This is a genomic window from Streptomyces sp. NPDC006529 (assembly GCF_040611795.1).
GTDB lineage: Bacteria > Actinomycetota > Actinomycetes > Streptomycetales > Streptomycetaceae > Streptomyces.
This window is the reverse complement of sequence record NZ_JBEXPB010000136.1, coordinates 1-1,275: the sequence shown is the minus strand read 5'-3', so window position 1 is coordinate 1,275 and position 1,275 is coordinate 1. Positions and strand designations below refer to the sequence as shown.

Sequence of the window (1,275 nt, the reverse complement as noted above, 5' to 3'; positions counted from 1 at the left end):
ACAGCCCCCTCGACCACCAGCTGAAGCTGAACACCCCCACGCTCCGGCAGCACCAACGGCGCCTCCAGCGTCAACTCCTCCACCACATCGCAACCGACCTCGTCACCCGCACGCACCGCCAGATCCACGAACGCGGTACCCGGCAGCAACGCACTGCCCAGGATGGCGTGATCGGCGATCCACGGATGGGTATCGAGCGACAGACGGCCCGCGAACAGCACACCCTCGGAATCGGCCAGCGTCACAGCCGCCCCCAGCAGCGGGTGCGCCACCTCGCCCAGGCCGATGGACTCCGGGTCCCCGGCCGCGAACGCCGCCGCACTCGGCCAGAACCGCCGACGCTGGAACGCGTACGTCGGCAGGTCGAGACGCCGGGCGCCGGTGCCCTCGTAGTAGGAGCTCCAGTCAACGGTGACGCCGTGGGCGAAGGCCTGGGCGAGCGCCGTCGTGACGGCCTCGGCCTCGGGGCGGCCCGTGCGCAGTGCGGGGACGAAGACGGTGTCACCGGTGTCGCGGGTGAGGCATTCCTGGGCGAGGGCGGAGAGGACACCGTCCGGGCCGAGTTCGACGTACGTCGTCACGCCCGCGGCCTCAAGCGCCCGCACACCATCGAGGAAGCGAACGGCCTCGCGGACGTGCCGGACCCAGAAGTCGGCCGAACCCATCTCGTCGGTGACCGGCGCACCCGTCAGGTTGGAAACGATCGGGATCCGCGGTGCGGCGAACTCCAGCCCCGCCACCACCTCACGGAAGTCCTCCAGCATGCCGTCCATGTGCGGCGAGTGGAACGCATGGCTGACCGTCAGCTGCTTGGTCTTCCGGTCGGCAAACGACGCCACCACGGCCAGTGCGTGATCCTCGTCGCCCGCCACGACCACCGACTGCGGGCCGTTGACGGCCGCGATACTCACGCGGTCGGTGAGCAGCGGCAGGACCTCGTCCTCCGACGCCTGGACCGCGATCATCACACCACCCGACGGCAGCCCCTGCATCAGACGACCACGCGCAGCAACCAGCACACACGCGTCCTCCAGCGAGAACACACCCGCCACATGCGCAGCCGCGATCTCACCGATCGAATGACCCGACACGAAGTCCGGGACCACACCCCAGCTCGCCGCGAGCCGGTAGAGGGCCACCTCGACCGCGAACAGCGCCGGCTGCGTGTATTCCGTACGGTCCAGCAGCTGCGCGTCCGATCCGAACAGCACGTCCTGCAGCGGGAGGTCCAGGTCGAACCGTGCGCAGACCGCATCCAGCGCGTCGGCGAACACC

Annotated in this window: 1 protein-coding gene; it reads right to left on the bottom strand. The window is 69.7% G+C overall.

The window, feature by feature from the left end:
- On the bottom strand, positions 1–1,275 hold a 1,275-nt coding region (locus tag ABZY31_RS31260; RefSeq protein WP_356417077.1), incomplete at both ends, for an acyltransferase domain-containing protein.